General features: G+C 59.8%; 15 protein-coding genes. 6 read left to right on the plus strand and 9 right to left on the minus strand.

Annotated elements, in window-relative coordinates:
• Positions 1 to 124: 124 nt before the first annotated feature.
• The 6 genes from ACR0EK_RS18720 to ACR0EK_RS18745 form a co-directional block, all read right to left on the minus strand.
• Complete coding sequence (locus tag ACR0EK_RS18720) at positions 125 to 1,528, minus strand: NAD(P)/FAD-dependent oxidoreductase (RefSeq protein WP_480968028.1); 1,404 nt, start codon at positions 1,526 to 1,528, stop codon at positions 125 to 127.
• 37 nt (positions 1,529 to 1,565) lie between these two features.
• Complete coding sequence (locus tag ACR0EK_RS18725; RefSeq protein ID WP_480477499.1) at positions 1,566 to 1,952, minus strand: nuclear transport factor 2 family protein; 387 nt, start codon at positions 1,950 to 1,952, stop codon at positions 1,566 to 1,568.
• A 26-nt stretch (positions 1,953 to 1,978) separates the two neighbouring features.
• Positions 1,979 to 2,473: a universal stress protein gene (locus ACR0EK_RS18730; RefSeq protein ID WP_480496051.1), complete on the minus strand. Its 495-nt coding sequence runs from the start codon at positions 2,471 to 2,473 to the stop codon at positions 1,979 to 1,981.
• Between the two features lie 17 nt (positions 2,474 to 2,490).
• A complete protein-coding gene (locus ACR0EK_RS18735) occupies positions 2,491 to 3,831 on the minus strand; it encodes a TRAP transporter large permease (RefSeq protein WP_480496053.1) in 1,341 nt (446 codons plus the stop codon).
• A gap of 17 nt (positions 3,832 to 3,848) precedes the next feature.
• Entirely contained in the window at positions 3,849 to 4,385 is a 537-nt protein-coding gene (locus tag ACR0EK_RS18740; RefSeq protein WP_209507931.1) for a TRAP transporter small permease, read from the minus strand.
• 67 nt (positions 4,386 to 4,452) lie between these two features.
• Entirely contained in the window at positions 4,453 to 5,469 is a 1,017-nt protein-coding gene (locus tag ACR0EK_RS18745) for a TRAP transporter substrate-binding protein (RefSeq protein WP_267366014.1), read from the minus strand.
• A gap of 157 nt (positions 5,470 to 5,626) precedes the next feature.
• On the opposite strand from ACR0EK_RS18745, the gene ACR0EK_RS18750 reads away from it, so the two are divergent.
• From ACR0EK_RS18750 to ACR0EK_RS18765, 4 genes are all read left to right on the plus strand, one after another.
• On the plus strand, positions 5,627 to 6,553 hold the full coding sequence (locus ACR0EK_RS18750) for a LysR family transcriptional regulator (RefSeq protein WP_480508719.1): 927 nt from the start codon (positions 5,627 to 5,629) through the stop codon (positions 6,551 to 6,553).
• A gap of 287 nt (positions 6,554 to 6,840) precedes the next feature.
• Entirely contained in the window at positions 6,841 to 8,880 is a 2,040-nt protein-coding gene (locus tag ACR0EK_RS18755; RefSeq protein ID WP_480968029.1) for an oxidoreductase, read from the plus strand.
• Between the two features lie 58 nt (positions 8,881 to 8,938).
• A complete protein-coding gene (locus ACR0EK_RS18760) occupies positions 8,939 to 10,957 on the plus strand; it encodes a CocE/NonD family hydrolase (RefSeq protein WP_480901027.1) in 2,019 nt (672 codons plus the stop codon).
• 169 nt (positions 10,958 to 11,126) lie between these two features.
• Positions 11,127 to 12,269: an amidohydrolase gene (locus ACR0EK_RS18765; RefSeq protein WP_480901026.1), complete on the plus strand. Its 1,143-nt coding sequence runs from the start codon at positions 11,127 to 11,129 to the stop codon at positions 12,267 to 12,269.
• An 87-nt stretch (positions 12,270 to 12,356) separates the two neighbouring features.
• Here ACR0EK_RS18765 and ubiV read toward each other — a convergent pair whose 3' ends face one another.
• From ubiV to ubiT, 3 genes are read right to left on the minus strand one after another with little or no spacing between them, the layout of a single operon-like run.
• On the minus strand, positions 12,357 to 13,277 hold the full coding sequence (ubiV, locus tag ACR0EK_RS18770; RefSeq protein ID WP_480901024.1) for a ubiquinone anaerobic biosynthesis protein UbiV: 921 nt from the start codon (positions 13,275 to 13,277) through the stop codon (positions 12,357 to 12,359).
• A gap of 4 nt (positions 13,278 to 13,281) precedes the next feature.
• A complete protein-coding gene (gene ubiU / locus ACR0EK_RS18775; protein WP_480968035.1) occupies positions 13,282 to 14,259 on the minus strand; it encodes a ubiquinone anaerobic biosynthesis protein UbiU in 978 nt (325 codons plus the stop codon).
• Positions 14,259 to 14,801: a ubiquinone anaerobic biosynthesis accessory factor UbiT gene (ubiT, locus tag ACR0EK_RS18780; RefSeq protein ID WP_480833402.1), complete on the minus strand. Its 543-nt coding sequence runs from the start codon at positions 14,799 to 14,801 to the stop codon at positions 14,259 to 14,261. Before ubiT ends, ubiU begins: the two co-directional genes overlap by 1 nt.
• Positions 14,802 to 14,937: 136 nt before the next feature.
• Here ubiT and ACR0EK_RS18785 point away from each other — a divergent pair, with 136 nt between their 5' ends.
• Positions 14,938 to 16,446, plus strand: coding sequence for a UbiD family decarboxylase (locus tag ACR0EK_RS18785; protein WP_480901029.1), 1,509 nt, complete (start codon positions 14,938 to 14,940; stop codon positions 16,444 to 16,446).
• The gene (locus ACR0EK_RS18790; protein WP_480547524.1) at positions 16,443 to 17,024 is read left to right on the plus strand and encodes a UbiX family flavin prenyltransferase; all 582 of its coding nucleotides are present in this window, start codon (positions 16,443 to 16,445) and stop codon (positions 17,022 to 17,024) included. The genes ACR0EK_RS18785 and ACR0EK_RS18790 overlap by 4 nt, the downstream gene beginning before the upstream one ends.
• Positions 17,025 to 17,090: the final 66 nt, after the last annotated feature.

The following is a 17,090-nucleotide window of genomic DNA, read 5'->3' on the forward strand; positions in this document are numbered from 1 at the left end:
CAGAGCCAATGATCCCAAACGCATGTTCAATACCATGCATCTGCAAAACCTTAACAAAGGCCTCTTCCGTCGTCATCTTCATAGGGGTGTTTCCTTATCTTCAGAACGCCAAAGCGTTGGTAAATTAGAGTATTTCGTCTCTGAGGTAATAGCCGACATAGGCTATGCGCTGGCCGAGGCGGCGGAAGGGTGTCAGGATGCCATGGCTGGGCAGCGGGGACGTGAAGATCGGCAGGGCAAAGGCCTTGTCTTTCTTGCCCGCGATCAGCTGTGCCATACGACGCCCGGCCTGAGCCGAGTACATAACGCCGTTGCCACCGTATCCCATCGCGTAGAACACGCGCTGTTGCGGGTCCGGTTGAAAGATACGCGGCATCATGTCGTGGCTGACATCGACCCAGCCCCACCACGAGTAATCGAGGTTGATATCCGTCAACGCCGGGAACTTTCGGGCGAGGCCCTTCTTCAGAAGCTCCAGGTGTTTTTCGTTCTCGGCGTCTCGTCCTGTTACCGCGCTGCGGCTGCCGATCTGCATCCGGTTGTCGGGCAACAAACGATAGTAATGGCGCAGGGTGCGGGTGTCCGTCAGGGGTGATCTGGTCTGAATGCCACACTCATCCAGTTCGGCCTGGGTCAGCGGCCGTGTCACCATCGAGTTCGACAGGATAGGCATCAGGCGGTGCTTTGTGCGCGTGTTCAGGCCCGGTGGGGTATAGCCCGCGGTTGCCAAGGCCACCGTTTTGGCGCGGACGATGCCGCCCGGTGTGCGCAGGTGATGCACGCCGTTTTTCGTCTGCCATCCCATGACCGGACTGCCGGTGTGAATTTTCACCCCCAGACGGCGCGCCATGTTGACGTAGCCGAACGCCAGTTTACCCGCATGGATGCAGGTCCCGTCGGGTTCCCACATGGCACCTGCGGCCTCCATATCGCGCACGTGCTTTTCGTGAAGTTCTTCCCGGGAGAGGATGCGCGAACCATAGCCGAACACATCGTTGAGCAGCTTGCTCTCTTTCTTGAGGGACGGCATGACCTTGTCGCGATGCGCGATGTAGTAGTGGCCGCCTGGCTGCGGGTCGCAATCGATATCATCCGACGCAATCAGATCGTTGAACAGCTGAAACGCTTCTGTGACCTCGGCATGCATGCGCTTGGCCACGTCCGTTCCCCACCGTTCGATCCATTGCGACCGCTTGAGCCGCCCGGATGAGATCTGGGCCTGCCCGCCATTGCGGGTGGAGCAGCCCCATGAGACGGTATTTGCTTCTAAAACAACAGCTTGAATGCCGTGTTCCTTGGCAAGATGAATGGCGGTCGACAGACCGGTATACCCCGATCCGATCACCACCACATCCGCATCCATATCGCTGGACACAGGTCCATCATCGGCCGGAGGTGTTCCGGCCGTTCCAATCCAATACGTGGGCGCGTGGTCGCGATTGTGACCCGGACCCGCATCAATGATCGGGTCATATTTGGGGTCATAACTGGCCTTGGGCCAATGACGCGGGATGCTGTTATCCACCATTCTTGTTTTTCTCCGAGGCTGCGCGCAGGGCGGCGGATCAGGCTTTGAACATTGGGCGCGCTTTGCGAAGCGCCTGTTTTACAATGATTTTACCGTCACGAACGGTGAACAGATCCGCACCTTCGGCTTCGATCCGCATTCCGTTTGCGTCGGTTCCCGAGAAGGTCCACTCGGATACGGCACGATCACCGTGGACAAAGTGGCTGTGATGGTCCCAATGGGCGTCTTTCATGCCTGCCCAGACGCCCGAAAACGCGGCGGCGATGGCTTCGGCACCTTCAACCTTGTTGCCGTATTTCTCGTCACCGGCCACGGTGTAGAACACGCAGTCGTCGGCGAAGTGGGTCATCACGCCGTCGATGTCGTGGCGGTTGAACGCGTCGAACGTGTCCGCCAGGTCCTGCGCGGTCAGGGTTTTGTTCATTTTGTACTTCCTTGTCAGTGGGGTTGTTACATTTCGTCCGGGTTCGGAACGATCAGTGTCGGGATCCTGGAGCGCCGCAAAACGCGTTTTGCGACCGTGCCCAGGAAGGTGTGCGAAAAGCCGTGATCATGCGCCCCCAATACGATCAGGTCGCAACCCAGTTCGACCGAGCGGCGCAGGATCACTTCTGCCGGATGGCCGTCAGTCACCTCGACCGAGGTGACCTGATCGCGAATTTTCCCGTCGTCGCCGTCGAACTGCGCCCAGAACTTGGCTTGCCGCTCGGCCAGAACCTTGCGCACCATCTCGTGACGACGCTCAATGGCGGTCTTGCGGGTCTCTTCGTTCATAATGAAGATTTCCATCGTGATCTTGGCGTCGTCCGACAAGGGTTCATTCACGTGCAACACGTGAATCTCCGCCCCGGTGGCCTGCGCGATGCTGGCGGCATGGCGCATGGCGTGACCCGAGTTTTCGGACAGGTCGGTGGCAAACAGGATGTTGGAGACCATCTGTTTCATGTCGTCATCCTTTCAGATCAGTAGCCAAACAGCCGTGGGAGCCACAGCGACAGTTCAGGGAAGAAGGCGATTATGAAGATCGCCACCGTGTTTGCCGCCGCAAAAGGCAGCGCGCGCAACGAGATCTGTTCGATCGAGATGTTCGAGATACCCGATGCGATGAACAGGTTCTCGCCCAGCGGCGGGGTCTGGAACCCGATGCCCAGCGTACAGACCATCACCACGCCAAAGTGGATCGGATCGATACCAACCGAATACGCTACCGGCAGCATTACCGGAACAAGGATCAGGATGGTGGCCAGTGTTTCCATGAACATGCCGACGAACAGCAGGAAGAAGATGATCAGCGCCCAAATTACATAGAGGTTGTCGGTGAAGCTGAGCATCGAATCTGCGATGATCGCCGGGATCTGGTTTTCCACCAAAAGACGTCCGAACACCGTAGCGGTGAACAGGATCAGCAGGACGCGACCGGTCAGCCATGTGGTGGCTTCAAGCGACTGGAACAGCGACTGCCAGGTCAGTTCGCGATAGATGACTACCCCCACGAACAGGGTATAGAAGATCGCGACGATTGCTGCCTCGGTCGGGGTGAAGAAGCCGGTATAGATACCACCCAAGATCACCAGCGGCGCCATCAAAGACCAGAACCCGCGATACATTTCGCAGCCCACATGGCGGATCGACCAGCCTTCGGCGACGCCTTTGTAGCCGCGCTTTTTCGACATGAAGTAGTTCAGGATCAAAAGGCTGGTGGCGATCAGGAAGGCGGGTACAAACCCGGCAATGAACAGTTTCGAAATCGAAACCGACTGGAAGGTGCCGAATTTCTCGACCGCTTCGGGTGGCGGGGCCATACCGAGCGCGGCAATGCCGAAGATCACCATCGGGATGGAGGGAGGAATGATAATCCCGAGGCCGCCAGAGGACGCAGTGATCGCCGAGGCATAGCCGCGCTCATAGCCGCGGTCGATCATTGCCGGGATCATCAGCATCCCAACAGCCGCGGTTGTTGCCGGGCCCGAGCCCGAAATTGCACCAAAGAACAGACAGGCCATGACCGTTGCGGCCGAAATACCACCGGTGAAAGGACCGGCCAGACTTTCGGCAACGTTGATCAGGCGTTTTGAGATACCGGCAGCCTCCATCAGGGCCCCGGCGAGGATAAAGGCTGGCAGCGCCATCAGCGGGAACGAGCCCACGGATGTAAAGGCGATCTGCACGAATTTGATCGGATTGTCGCCCAGATAGAGAAACGAGATCAGCGACGCGACACCCAGCGCCACCGTGATCGGCGCGCCAATGAGCAGCAAGAACAGAAATGATCCAAACAGGACCGTGACGATTTCGGATTCCATGGTTACCCCTCCCGGTCTCAGTGGTCTTTGGCCGCTTCGGCAGCGGCCTTGATCTCGTCCAGATCGATCTGGTCGGGATCGTGAATGTCCTCGCCTTTGACAAGGCGGCGGTAATTCACCTGAATGATGCGGAAGGTCATCAGCGCAAATGCGATGGGCAGCACCATGTAGATATACTTCATCTCGATGCCCAGTGTCTGGGATTTCCAGAACTTGTTCATCTTGTTGAAAACAAAGTCTGTCGCCAGATAGAGGAAGTAGACATTGAAGAAGAGCCAGAAGAGGTCGGCAAAGGCTTCGATGTATTTAATCGACCCGTCAGGCAGGAACTTGAACTGGAACGTCACGCGGTTATGCGCCCCTTTCAGGGCGGCGTAACTTGCACCGAAATAGACGAACCATACGAACATGTAGACCGAGAGTTCTTCGATCCAGCTGACCGAAAAGCCGAAGACTTCGCGCGCGATGATCTGCACGAACAAAAGGCAGACAAAGCCGGATAAGAGTATCCGGCAGATGACACTTTCTATGTTGTCCAGAAATTTCCAGAACATGTGGTTTCACTCCTCCCTGAGATGAGAAGAGCGCCGTGGCGCTCTTCCCGGTATCGCTCTGCGGCGATTATTGCTGCACCGGCTCGCGGCCGATGGCTTCCAGAACGGTGTTCAGTTTTTCGACGCCACCGATGGAGTCGTAGAATTGGGGCCATACGGCACCTGTCGCCAGTTCGATGAACTCGGCTTCGTCGTTTTCGGGATCGATGATCTCCATGCCTTTGGCGGTCAGCTCTTCCTTGATGGCGGCCTCGGAATCCCGCAGGAATTGTGCGGATGCCAGGGTGGCTTCCTGTCCTGCTTCAAGGAGGATTGCCTGATCTTCTGCGGACAGGTCCTGGAAGACCGCTTCTGAAACGATCAGCGGTTCAATCGAGAAGATGTAGCGCAGGTTGGTGACATGGTCCTGAACCTCGTAGAACTTCATCGCGTTGATGGTCAGGTAAGGGTTGTCCTGCCCGTCGACCACCTTGGTTTGCAGACCGGTGAAGGTTTCCGACCATGCCATCGGCGTCGGGTTGATGCCCCATGCCTTGTAGGTTTCGATCATGATCTCGTTCTTAGGAACGCGGATGACCAGATCCTGAAGGTCAGCAACCGATTTGACCGGTTTTTTCGAGTTGGTCAGGCGGCGGAAACCGGTATAGGTCCAGCCGATGATGCGCACGCCGGCATCACGGATGGTGTTTTCGACCAGTTCCTGACCGATTGGGCCCTGGGTCAGCTTTTCGGCATCTTCCAGGCTGAGGATCACGTAAGGCAGCGTGAAAACACCGACCGAAGGCGAGAACGGCGTGATGTTGTTGATCGCCAGCAGAGACATATCCAGCGTTCCGATCGCCGCCTCGTTCACGGTGTCCTGTTCGGACCCCAGCTGACCGTTCAGAAACAGCGTTGCGGTGTGGGCACCGCCCGATTTCTCTTCCAGCGCCTTGACGAAGGCGATGCCCAGAGCTTCCTGTGCGCTTCCTGCGCTATCGCCCACCGCGATCTTGAAGTTCTTCGCATCAGCCGTGCCCGCAACCATCAGTGCAGCAACGGAAACGGCGGCGCTGATGGTGCCAAGCTTTTTGATAAATGACATGGATGTCCTCCCATTTGTCGTGTTTCGAGGTGCGCGATGGCCTGGGGAGAAGGTGGCCAGTCCGATTCTGCCTCGGCCACAAGAGGCTATCTTGCCAACATGGTTTCGTCGTTGTTAATATTTGCGTGAAAGGTTTCACAAATGTCGAACTTTTAATATGAGACAAAACCCACTGGCCACCCGCATCGGGGACACGGACATCCGCCTTCTTCGGGTTTTCAAAACCGTTGCGGAAAGCGGAGGGTTTTCAGCGGCGGAAAATGAGCTCAACATCGGGAAATCAACAATCTCGAAACACATATCGGATCTGGAGCTTCGGCTGGATTTGAAGCTGTGCAACCGTGGCCCGGCGGGTTTTTCCCTGACTGAAGACGGCGAAAAAGTGCTGGCCGCGACAGAAGACCTGCTGATTTCGGTTTCTCAGTTCAGAACCGAAGTCAACGAGATCAAGCAGCAACTGGCAGGAAGTATCCGCGTGGCGTTGTTCGATCAGTGTACCACGAACCCAGAAGCGCGCCTTGCCCGCGCCATTCACAGGTTCAACGAAGCCGCCCCTGCCATCCAGATCGAGTTGTCGATCGAACCGCCCAACGTCATTGAGACCATGGTTATCAGCGGGCAGCTGGATGTCGGGATCATCGCCCTGCACCGCCCCTCGGCAAGCCTGCATTATGCGCCACTTTATGGGGAAAACATGTTTCTGTATTGCGGGCAGGACAATCCGTTGTTCAGCCAGTCCGCTGACACGCTGAGTTTGCGGGACATTCAGGCGTACAACTATGCGGGTCTGAACGTGAACTCGCCCAACCTGATCTATGGCCAGCAACTGGGGTTTCGGCGCGCTGCCAAAGTGCAGAACGAACAGGCCCTTGCAATTCTTATTCTGTCAGGCAGCTATCTGGGCTTTCTTCCGGACCATCTGGCGCAGGAATTTGTCGAACAGGGGCTTATGAGGCAGGTGATGCCGCAGGAAATCAAATACAGAACGCGCTTTGCGGCGGTGACACGGAAACATCCGGATCCGACACGTGCGGCCAAGCTGTTTTTGGAAACCCTGCTGAGCGTCCATTCCGACGTGCCCTGAGCCCGGCCTCGCCGCCTGTTTGCGCGTGGGCACTCCGCAAGAGGATTTGTTCACTGAAGGCATACGCCAACTGGGTGTGCGCGGCCGCGCTTGTCTTGTCCACTCGGGCGTAAGGCATGAGGAAAATGGGTCCAAAACGTCTGATTGAAAACAAGTTTGACTTGGCAATTCCAGTTTGATTTCAATCAGCAAAGACCCACACCTCTTGCCCCCAGACAACCGGAGAGCCGCATGTCATCCGACCCTGTTGCCGCCTTGCGCACTCAAACCGATCACGAGGCGCTATCATGAGCCGCGATGCCTTGCTGCAACCTTATCAGCTAAAGCACCTGACGCTGAAGAACCGGATCATGACGTCCAGTCACGAACCCGCCTATCCCGAAGATGGGATGCCGACGGAACGCTATCGTGCCTATCACGAGGTGCGGGCCAAAGCGGGGGTTGCGATGACCATGACGGCGGGGTCGGCCGTTGTCAGCCGCGACAGCCCGCCTGCGTTCAACAATATCCTGGCTTACAAGGACGAGGTGGTCCGCTGGATGGCGGAGCTGACGGATGCCTGCCATGCCCATGGCTGTGCGGTGATGATCCAGCTGACCCATCTGGGGCGGCGCACGGGCTGGAACAAGGGTGACTGGCTGCCATCCCTGTCGCCGTCGCACGACCGGGAACCGGCGCACCGGGCCTTTGCCAAGAAGATGGAAGATTTCGACATCGCGCGGATTGTGACCGATTACGCCGATGCTGCCGAACGGATGCAGGCCGCCGGGCTGGATGGAATTGAATTGCAGGCCTATGGCCATCTGATCGATCAGTTCTGGTCGCCGATGACCAATCGGATGGACGCGCCTTTTGGGGGCAATCTGGACAACCGGTTGCGCTTTGGCTTCATGGTTCTGGATGCAATCCGCGACCGCGTCGGGCGCGATTTCATCATAGGGGTCCGTTACACCGCCGACGAGGTGGAAAAGGGCGGCATCACCGAAGCGGAAGGGCTGGAGATTGCCCGAAGGCTGCGTGACAGTGGTCAGGTCGATTTCCTGAACATTATTCGCGGGCGTATTCATACCGACCCGGCCATGACGGACGTGATCCCGGTTCAGGGCATGAAAAGCGCACCCCATCTGGATTTCGCCGGGCGCGTGAGGGCCGAGGTTGGGATGCCGACCTTTCACGCCGCGCGCATTCCCGATGTGGCAACGGCACGGCATGCGGTGGCCTCGGGCCTGCTGGACATGGTCGGCATGACCCGCGCACATATGGCCGATCCGATGATCGTTGCCAAAATCCGGGCCGGACGGGAAGAGGACATCCGGCCTTGCGTTGGCGCCACCTATTGTCTTGACCGCATTTATCAGGCGGGTGAGGCGCTGTGCATCCACAACCCGGCCACCGGGCGCGAATTGTCGATGCCACATGTGATCCCCGCCGCTGAAACGCGCCGCCGCGCGGTGATTGTGGGCGCAGGCCCCGGCGGGCTTGAGGCGGCGCGGGTTGCGGCCGAGCGCGGGCATGACGTCACCGTTCTTGAGGCCGCGCCCGAACCCGGCGGTCAGGTGCGGCTGACCGCGCAATCCCGACGCCGGGCCGAGATGATCGGGATCATCGACTGGCGCATGGCCCAATGCGCGGCGCGCGACGTGACATTTCGGTTCAACACCTTTGCGGACGCCGATGCTGTAACCGCGCTTGCGCCGGACATGGTGGTGATCGCAACCGGCGGGTTGCCCGAGGTGACGGTTCTGGAGGCGGGTAACGATCTGGCGGTTACTGCCTGGGATATCCTGACCGGTGATGTGCGCCCCGGCGACAATGTCCTTATCTATGACGATGCGGGGGATCACCCGGCCCTGATGGCGGCTGAGGCTATCGCAAAAGCGGGCGGGCGGGTAGAAATCATGACCCGCGACCGAAGTTTTGCCCCCGAAATCATGGGAATGAACCTGGTGCCCTACATGCGGGCCCTGCAAAAGACCGGAGCCGTGTTCACAGTCGCCCGGACGCTGAAATCACTGGTGCGATCAGGCAATCAGCTGGAGGCAGCCATTGGAACGGATTACTCGGACCTAACAGAAAAGCGCCTGTATGATCAGGTGGTTGTCAATCAGGGTGTTTTGCCGCTGGATGATCTGTACTTCGACCTGAAACCGCTGTCGCGCAACCTGGGCGCCGTGGATTATGAAGCGCTGGTTAGCGGGTCCGGCCCCGTGTTTCCGCAATCTGTCCCAGAGGCCGGGTTTGATCTGTACCGGATCGGAGATGCCGTTTCATCACGTAACACGCATGCCGCCATTTACGATGCGCTGCGCTTGGGGCTTCGGTGGTGAGATCAATGAAGCACACCACAAGCAGCCTTTCACCTGACAGTCAGTCAAAGGACCGGACATGAGCAACACAGAGGTCATCGAAACCGTTTGGATTCCCATGCCGGACGGCGCAAAACTTGCGGCCCGGCTTTGGCTGCCCGGATCGGCGCGAACAACGCCTGTTCCCTGTGTTCTGGAATACATCCCCTATCGCCGCCGGGATCGCACCCGGATGCGGGATGAAAGTATGCATCCGCATTTCGCCGCAGCAGGCTATGCGTCGATCCGGGTGGATATCCGCGGTTATGGCGACAGCGACGGGATCCCCGAGGATGAGTATTCGCATCAGGAGATTCAGGATGGACACGACATCATCCAGTGGATTGCAGATCAGGACTGGTGCGACGGAAATGTCGGAATGTTTGGCAAAAGCTGGGGGGCGTATAACGCCTTTCAGGTGGCCGCGACCCGCCCACCAGCGCTGAAGGCGATTGCGCCGGTGATGGGAACGGATGACCGCTGGCGCGAGGATATTCACTTTTACGGCGGCTGTCTGGCCAATGACAATTTCTGGTGGGGTTCGATCATGCAGCTGTACAATGCCATGCCGCCCGACCCCGAGATCGTGGGCGCGGATCGCTGGATCGACATGTGGCGCGCACGGTTGGAGGGGGTCGAATTCTGGCCCGCCAAGTGGCTGGAACATCAGACCCATGACGACATGTGGCGGCGCGGCTCGATCTGCGAAAACTATGCGGATGTCGATGTGCCGGTGTATTTCTTTGGCGGATGGATGGACCTGTATCGCGACACGCCGTTCCGCATCGCGGAACATCTGAGCGGGCCGGTCAAGATCCTGATGGGCCCCTGGGCGCATCTGTATCCGCAAGAAGGGGTGCCGGGGCCCCGGGTCGATTTCGTCGGCGAGGTGATCCGGTTCTGGGACCATTGGCTGAAGGGGATCGACACCGGCCTGATGGACGAGCCGCCGCTGCGGTTTTTCCTGCAAGACAGTGCCGCCCCGTCCGGAACTCATGTACACCGCGAGGGGCGGTGGATCGAGGAGCCGAGCTGGCCATCGCCAAATGTCCAAGACCAGCCCTTGTGGCTGAATGACGGAACGCTGGACGCCTCCGCCGGGTCGGGCGGGGTGATGGCGGTTTGTTCGCCACAGAATTTCGGGGCCGCAGCGGGCGACATGTGTTCCTTTGCAATACCCGGAGATATGGCAGCGGATTGCCGGATCGAGGCCGCAGGGGCGCTGCAATTCAAAGCAGAGCCCTTGGAAAAGCCCATAGATATTCTGGGCCAGCCCTCGGTTGACCTGACTGTTTCTGCCGATCGGACGCAGGGTTTCGTTGCGGCCCTGCTGGTGGATGAGGCCCCGGATGGCGCGCAGACATTGATTGCTCGCGGGTTCTGCAACCTGACGCACCGGATCAGCGACACTGAACCGGTGCCGATTATACCCGGCGAAGACATGCGCGTGACTGTCCCGCTTTATGGAACCGGTTATCGGGTGTTGGCGGGTCATCGCATCGTTCTGCAAATCGCGTCTGCCTATTGGCCGGTTCTGTGGCCAGCGCCCGAGCCGGTTACACTGACGATCCGACCCGGCACATCGCGGCTGATCCTGCCCGTGCGCAGCCTGCGAGATGACGCGCCAGCCCCACGCCCTCTGCCCGAACCTCAGCGTCCTGACGTCGCCCCGCGGAAGACAAACGTCCGCTCCGGGTCGATGGAGCGTTCGGTCCACACCGATCTGACCAATGGTGAGGTGACACACAGGTATTTCCTTGACGGGGGTGTCTTTGGGCCGGTGGGCGATATTCGCCTTGACGATATCGGCACGGTGCTGAGCGATATGTCGGATCGACGCTATACCATCCAGCCGGGTGATCCATTGTCGGCAGTGGCCACAATGGAGCAAACCGCCGGTTTCGACCGCGAAGGGTGGTCAGCCAAGATCTGGACCTGTTCCGAACAAAGGGCGACAGCGACCGAATTTCACCTGACCGCTCGCCTAAAGGCGTGGTCGGGTGCCGATCTGATCTTTGAGGACGAACAGTCTTATGTCATCCCCCGCAACGGGATGTAGGCGCAGAATGGTTTACAGACCTGCCGTCTTGAGGTGTGTGGGTTCACCGGATCGAAACTGTTCAGGGCGCTTATCCAGGGACAACGTGCATCAATCGGGACCGATCTTTGAGCGGGATTGCAAAACCCTGTAGCAATGGCACAAGGAAGAAGGACGAAGGAGTGTAGCCATGACGAGTTTTTCCGAAAACCTGCGCGCCCTGCGGCATGAGTTTCACCGCAACCCCGAGCTTGGCTTTCAGGAGGACTGGACCAAGGCCCGGATCGCCGATCACCTGAGAAACCTTGGCATCGAGGTGCATGAGGGTGTCGGCGTTGTTGGTGTTCTGCGAGCGGGTCATGGCAACCGGTCCATCGGTTTGCGCGCGGATTTCGACGCGCTGCCCATTACCGAGGCCAACAGCTTTGCCTACAAATCTCAGAACCCGGGCGTGATGCATGCCTGCGGCCATGACGGCCATACGACGATGCTGCTGGGCGCAGCCGAGCTTTTGGCCAGGGATCAGGATTTTGACGGCACCGTTGTCTTCCTGTTCCAGCCCAATGAGGAGCACGGGCTGGGCGCACGAGCGATGATTGAGGAAGGCGTCCTGCGGGATTTTCCGATTGACGAAGTCTATGGCGCGCACAATCTGCCGGGCGAACCCGTTGGACGGGTTTCAACCCGCGCCGGTGTCATTTGTTGCAGCGAAAGCCTATTCGAGATCACCATCACCGGTCAGGGCGGCCATGCCTCGATGCCCCATGTCGGGCGCGAGACAATCACGCCCGCAGCAGAGCTTGTTCTGGCCTTGCAAACCATCGTTTCGCGAAAGCTTGCCCCATTGTCTGGCGCGGTCGTTTCCGTGACCGAGTTCATCACCGATGGGCAGCGCAACGTCCTGCCGGGTCGAACAGTGTTGAAAGGGGACGCACGGGCGATGTCCCCCGATGACCGCGCGCGGATTGAACACCACATGCGGCAGATCGCGGCGGGCGTGGCGGAAAGCCACGGTGTCACGGTGATGGTGGATTTCCGGACCGAATTCATCGAGGCAATCAACGATACCGATGCCGCAACCCATGTGGTTTCAGCAGCAAAAACGCTGGGTCTGGAGGTTAACGACGACCGGACCGCCATGTCGTTTTCCGAGGATTTCGCGGAATTTGCAGCAGCGGTACCGGGGTGTTTTCTGCTGATCGGCAATGGAACCGAGGGGTCGAATGGCCGCCCCCTGCACGCGAATGACTATGATTTCAACGACGCGCTGCTGCCATTGGGAGCAAACCTGTGGGCCGAACTGGTGCGGCAACGCCTGCCTGTGACCACCTGACTGCGCAGGACGATCCATGGATTTTCCGGATCGCCGTTCAGGTCGTTCTGAAAATTCAGGTTCGGATGCCGGTCTTTTCCAGAATAATCAGCGTGCAGCTTCTATGGGCGCGCATGCCGAACCCGACCATTCAGCACCGGATGCGCCGGTCAGGAACCCATCGCTTAGCCTTATACCGGGATCGTCCGTGCGCAGGGCATGTTCCAGATCGCCCCGGTCAAGTTGCCCATCCAACCGCTGACGGTAGAGCGCACACAGCCTTGGGAAGCCCTGAGATTGCGGCGACAGGCGCAGGGCCGCAACGCCCGCGCTTTGCAGCAACTCGACCTGATGATCCGTGCAGGCATAGCTGTCTGACAAGGTCTGCACGCCGTTCATGGCCATGAATGCTTGTCCATCGCCGGTCAGCACATCCAGCCCGTCGGGATCGTTTTCGCAGGCAAACTGGCAGTTGTCTTTGCTGCGCCCATGCAGGCGCGCGTGGTAACACCGGCCGGAGATGGCCAGCGGCAGGCGACCATGGCCCCAAACCTCGACTGCGACACCCAGACTGGCGGCGGCTTGTGCCAGAACCCTGACCGAGGCGATTGGCAGTTCCGGTGGCAGGCAAATGCGGCGCGCGCCACGTGACACCAGCCATGCCAATGTGCCTTCGTTATAGACATTGATCAGGGGTCCGACATCGAAAGCCGTGGTCTGGGGCAGATGCGCCAGCGCGGTCAGGTCGTTGATCTCGACCGTGACCCCCAGATCCGCCAGATCGGCGGTCAGCTTGCGTTCACGCTTGAGCGTCACCAGTGCAAGACTGGTCAGCGCAACCTGTTTGCCTGCCTCAACCAGCCGGGCAATCGCGTCGGGAATCCGGTCCTGATAAAACGGCAGGCGCTTGGAACAAACCAGCTCGCCCAGCACGATGCGGTCGACGGGGGTTTGCGCCAAATCCTCATAAAAGGATGTCCAGCTATCGGCGGGCCAGAAAAACTGGTTGGGGCCAACGGTCAGTTCCATCGCGCTATCTCCAGGTTTTTTTGTATGCGCCGGTTGTCATGGCCTGCCCTTCGGACAAACGGGCCAGCATCCCCTCGGGCAGAGGGCGCCCGGCCTCAAGCGCGTCGACAGCGGCACGGAAGTTCCGAACCACCTGCGCGACGTAGGATTTCGAACGCTGGCGCCCTTCGATCTTCAGCGCGGTGACACCGGCCTTCTGCAATTGCGGGATCAGCCGTTCCGCGTTCAGGCTGACGGGGTCTTCGAACAGGTGGCCCGTCTTTTCACCTGCGGAAAAGCACCCTTTGCACAGTGTCGGATAGGGTGCAGGCTGGTTTCGTTCGACCCGGTGGATCAGGTAGCCACCCAGACGGGTGTTCAACGCGCCCTTGTCGTTCTGGTATTCAACATGGCTGGCGGGCGAACAGACGCCATTCATGTTCGGAGACAGCCCGGTGGCATAAGAGGACAGCGAACAGCGACCTTCGGCCATCACACAGAGCCCGCCGAACACAAAAACCTCGGTCTCGACTTCTGTTTCGGCGTTGATGGCGGCGATTTCGGGAACCGACAGCACGCGCGGCAGGACCACGCGTTTGACGCCAAAAGTTTCGGCATAGAAGTTGATCACATCGGCATTCGCCGCCGCGGCCTGCACGGACAGGTGCCTGCGCAGCCCCGGATGGTTGCACGCGGCATAATCCAGCAGCCCGATATCGGCGAGGATCACGGCATCCGCGCCGCAGGTTTCCGCATCGGCCACGGCGCGGTGCCAGATTGCTTCGCTGCCCGCGCGGGGAAACGTGTTGATCGCAACCAGCACCCTGGCCCCGTGGTCATGGGCAAAGGCAACGCCCGCGCGCATTTCGGCCCGGTCGAAGTTCAGACCGGGAAAGTTGCGCGCATTGGTTTCATCATTGAAGCCGCAATAGACCGTATGCGCCCCGGCCTTGACGGCTGCGCGCAAGGCGGCGGGCGTTCCTGCCGGGCAGACGATTCCCATTACCATAGTACAGCGTCTTCCGGTCGGGTCAGGTACAGGCCGGTTCGACGTTCCACCAACGCGATGAGCTGCTTGAGCGGGCGCGCAAGCGGGCCGGAGAGGGCTGCGGCCTCGTGCGCGAGGTCCAGTTCTGCGTCGTCGATTGCATTGCGCAGGGCCAGCGCCGCGGCCGTATCGCCCTCGATCACCAGATCACGTGAGAAGAACAGCGCATCGCCGTCAAACGCGCCGTGAACCAGCCCAAGAAGGGCCGCCAGAGGGCCGGAAATACGCGCAACCCCTGTCCCGCTGCGCCGGGTCAGTGTCACCTTTGGGGCACCGCCATTCGGATCAAGCAGCAGGGCAACAGGCAAATCCGTCGGATCAAGAACGAAAACTGATCTTCCGTATAGGCCAAGCCGTTGAAACATTTCCGGATTTTTCTTTGCGATCCGGCGCGTGAAGACCGTCAGCGACAGTGATAAGGGGGCAAGCGGCGCTATCCGAAGCGTGGCCGCCAAAGCCGCCGGGCAGCGCGGTATCGTGTTCTCAGGAACGGGCAATAAGACCTCCTGCTGTCTCAACATTGTGACCTTGGATGCCTTCCTAGGACGATCGCGGCAGGGGTGACTTGACGGTTGTCAATTCGACCCCTCGCTTTCGTTGCTAGAGGGTGGACACCACCGTCGGAGCAGCCCCATTCGCACCCTGCCGCAATATCCCAGCCTACGGCATTTTCTGAAATGGTGCGAGGACACCGGACAGTTCAGGCGCATCCCTGATCCGGTTTCCGTGCGCCACCAGATGACCGCTGTTCACCGCTCCGTGCTTGAGGCGGGCGGACCGGTTCTGCAATTTGACCACCCGACAGACGTGTCCACTGATCGGCTCGATACCCCGGTCGTCGTCAACCTGTTCGGAACGGCAGAGCGGGTTGCTGCCGGGCTGGGTGTCACACCCGACGGGCTGGACGATCTGGGCGCCTTTCTGGCCGCGCTGCGAGCCCCGACGCCGCCGGACGGGGTGCGGGACGCGCTGGCCAGATGGCCGATGCTGAAGGCGGCCCTGTCGACCCGGCCGAAACTGGTCAGAACTGCCCCGGTTCAAAGCGTCTGCCACAGCGGGGCGGATGTGGACCTGACAGCGCTGCCGGTCCAGACGCACTGGCCCGGTGATGTCGGGCCGCTGATCACATGGCCCGTGGTCCTTACCCGGCCCTACGGCAGCGATCCCAACGCGGCGCAAGGCTATAACGCGGGGGTTTACCGCATTCAGGTGCTGGACCGGAACCGTGTCATCATGCGCTGGCTGCCCCATCGCGGCGGCGCGGCGCATCACCGAAGCTGGGCGAGGTGCGCCGAAAAGATGCCCGTCGCCATTGTGCTGGGCGCAAACCCCGCGACGCTGTTGTCGGCGGCCTTGCCCTTGCCAGAGGCGGTATCCGAGCTGACATTTGCCGGTGCCCTGAACCAGAAGCGCCCACATCTGATCCCGGCCAGAACCATCCCCCTGCTGGTCCCTGCAGATGCCGAGATTGTTCTGGAAGGTTGGGTTTCACCAAGCGAAACCGCCCCCGAGGGGCCTTTTGGGGATCATACCGGCTATTACAACCCGGCTGAACCCTTTCCGGTGATGCAGGTCAGCGCTGTCACCCATCGGGACACGCCGCTGTATCTTTCGACCTATACCGGGCGGCCACCGGACGAGCCGTCGATCATTGGCGAGGTGTTCAACCGCCTGGCCCTGCCGACCATCCGTGCGCAGATCCCCGAAATCCACGATCTTTGGCTGCCGCCCGCCGCCTGTTCCTATCGTATGGCAATCGTTGCCATCGACAAACGATATCCGGGGCAGGCCCGGCGCGTGATGATGGCTCTGTGGGGAATGCTGCCGCAATTCAGCTATACGAAAATGATCATCGCGGTCGATGCCGATATCGACCCGCGAAACTGGGAGGATATTGCCTGGGCGCTTGCCACACGCATGGACCCGGGCCGGGATGTGATGGTACTGGACAGGACACCTATGGATTATCTGGATTTTGCATCGCCCGAACCCGGTCTGGCCGGAAAAATCGGCATCGACGCCACGACGAAACTGGGCAGTGAAACGCAGCGGGAATGGGGGACGGTGATGCACACTGCGGATGGAGATCACGCCTTTGCGGAAGACCTTGTAAACCGATTGATGCCGGAGCTGAGAGCATGACAAACACCCGTGTTGTTCTGGGGGTATCCGGTGCGTCGGGCGCGGCGTTGGGCCTTGCCGTGGCCCGGTGTCTGGCGTCATCGGATATCGAGACCGATCTTGTGGTCAGCGCAGCCGGGATGCGGACCCTTGCGCAGGAATGCGGCCCGGACGCTTTGCCAAACCTGCGGCAACTGGTGACGCGGCATCACCCGAGCGCCGATATCGGTGCCAGCATTGCGTCCGGGTCGGTTCCGGTATCCGGCATGATCGTTGCGCCCTGTTCCATGCGAACGCTTGCCGCAATTGCGCATGGGCTGGACGATAACCTGCTGACGCGCGCCGCCAGTGTTCAGCTCAAGGAACGCAGGCCGTTGGTTTTACTGACACGCGAAGCACCGTTGACGCTGGCCCATTTGCGCAACATGACGGCGGCGGCAGAAATGGGGGCCGTCATCCTGCCCCCGGTTCCTGCGTTTTATCTGAAGCCCGACACCCTGATGGATATCGTGTCCCAGATCGCTGCACGCGCGGTGGACTGCCTGCGCATTTGTGACCCGGTGGCGCAAGAGTGGCGCCCGCAATGCGCTGGTGGGTGAGTTCGGACGCCTCCGGCGGGAGTATTTGGAAAAAGATGAAGTCGCCTGAAGGGCCGAGACGAGACA

Source organism: Ruegeria sp. AE4 (genome assembly GCF_056542185.1).

Excerpts from the sequence above, each read along its gene's own strand:
- ACR0EK_RS18720 (WP_480968028.1), bottom strand. The coding sequence starts at position 1,528 with ATGGTGGATAACAGCATCCCGCGTCATTGGCCCAAGGCCAGTTATGAC.
- ACR0EK_RS18725 (WP_480477499.1), bottom strand. The coding sequence starts at position 1,952 with ATGAACAAAACCCTGACCGCGCAGGACCTGGCGGACACGTTCGACGCG.
- ACR0EK_RS18730 (WP_480496051.1), bottom strand. The coding sequence starts at position 2,473 with ATGAAACAGATGGTCTCCAACATCCTGTTTGCCACCGACCTGTCCGAA.
- ACR0EK_RS18735 (WP_480496053.1), bottom strand. The coding sequence starts at position 3,831 with ATGGAATCCGAAATCGTCACGGTCCTGTTTGGATCATTTCTGTTCTTG.
- ACR0EK_RS18740 (WP_209507931.1), bottom strand. The coding sequence starts at position 4,385 with ATGTTCTGGAAATTTCTGGACAACATAGAAAGTGTCATCTGCCGGATA.
- ACR0EK_RS18745 (WP_267366014.1), bottom strand. The coding sequence starts at position 5,469 with ATGTCATTTATCAAAAAGCTTGGCACCATCAGCGCCGCCGTTTCCGTT.
- ACR0EK_RS18750 (WP_480508719.1), top strand. The coding sequence starts at position 5,627 with ATGAGACAAAACCCACTGGCCACCCGCATCGGGGACACGGACATCCGC.
- ACR0EK_RS18755 (WP_480968029.1), top strand. The coding sequence starts at position 6,841 with ATGAGCCGCGATGCCTTGCTGCAACCTTATCAGCTAAAGCACCTGACG.
- ACR0EK_RS18760 (WP_480901027.1), top strand. The coding sequence starts at position 8,939 with ATGAGCAACACAGAGGTCATCGAAACCGTTTGGATTCCCATGCCGGAC.
- ACR0EK_RS18765 (WP_480901026.1), top strand. The coding sequence starts at position 11,127 with ATGACGAGTTTTTCCGAAAACCTGCGCGCCCTGCGGCATGAGTTTCAC.
- ubiV (WP_480901024.1), bottom strand. The coding sequence starts at position 13,277 with ATGGAACTGACCGTTGGCCCCAACCAGTTTTTCTGGCCCGCCGATAGC.
- ubiU (WP_480968035.1), bottom strand. The coding sequence starts at position 14,259 with ATGGGAATCGTCTGCCCGGCAGGAACGCCCGCCGCCTTGCGCGCAGCC.
- ACR0EK_RS18790 (WP_480547524.1), top strand. The coding sequence starts at position 16,443 with ATGACAAACACCCGTGTTGTTCTGGGGGTATCCGGTGCGTCGGGCGCG.